Below are 745 nucleotides of genomic sequence, written 5' to 3' on the forward strand. Positions count from 1 at the left end.
TCTGAATAAATATTTGTTTGTATAATCATAATTACCTCCGTTAAATCTTGAGTAATTATAATTTATAAAAACTAAATTGTACATTCTTATATGATCATTTCCTTACATTCTTATCGTATCATTTATAATGCCTTTGTACGTGAAATGAAATGTATTGCGTGTGGAGATATGACCGTCGATTATAAGGTCATTGAGGAATACATATTAGCAATTGAGGAAACTTACGGAGTTAATGTCGTGGGCATTGGTTACGATAGATACAATTGTTTAAGTACCGCCCAAAAGCTAAAAAATGAGGGCTTAAAAGTTGTTGAAGTTAGACAACATTCAAGCGTATTACATCCACCAACCAAGCTAATAAAAGAATGTGTTGAAAGTAATAGATTCAAATATGTTGAAAATTTATTACTAGAGATTAATTTCCAAAATGCAAAATGTACAGAAGATACAAACCTTAATAAATACGTCAATAAAAAGAAAAGTAACGGTAAGGTGGACATGGTGGTCAGCATTATTAATGCGGTTTACCTCATGCAACAGGACGTTATTTTTAATGATGATGGGGGCTTTGTAATTCAAACAGTATAGAAAGGGGGTGATTATATTACTATTATTGAACTATAATAGTGCAAAAATGCTTGAATAATTTTACAAATGAATAAAATAAAAAACATTTATGATAAATCCTTGTTATAATTGAGTTTGTACACAAAAATGACAGCAAGGAGCTATACATAAATGTTTC

The 745-nt window shown here is 29.7% G+C and carries 1 protein-coding gene; it reads left to right on the forward strand.

Annotation, left to right across the window (positions count from 1 at the left end; genetic code table 11):
* Nucleotides 1-90: 90 nt before the first annotated feature.
* Entirely contained in the window at nucleotides 91-588 is a 498-nt protein-coding gene (locus CLPUN_RS10765) for a terminase TerL endonuclease subunit (protein ID WP_077847283.1), read from the forward strand.
* Nucleotides 589-745: the final 157 nt, after the last annotated feature.

This window comes from Clostridium puniceum (assembly GCF_002006345.1).
Classification (GTDB): domain Bacteria; phylum Bacillota; class Clostridia; order Clostridiales; family Clostridiaceae; genus Clostridium; species Clostridium puniceum.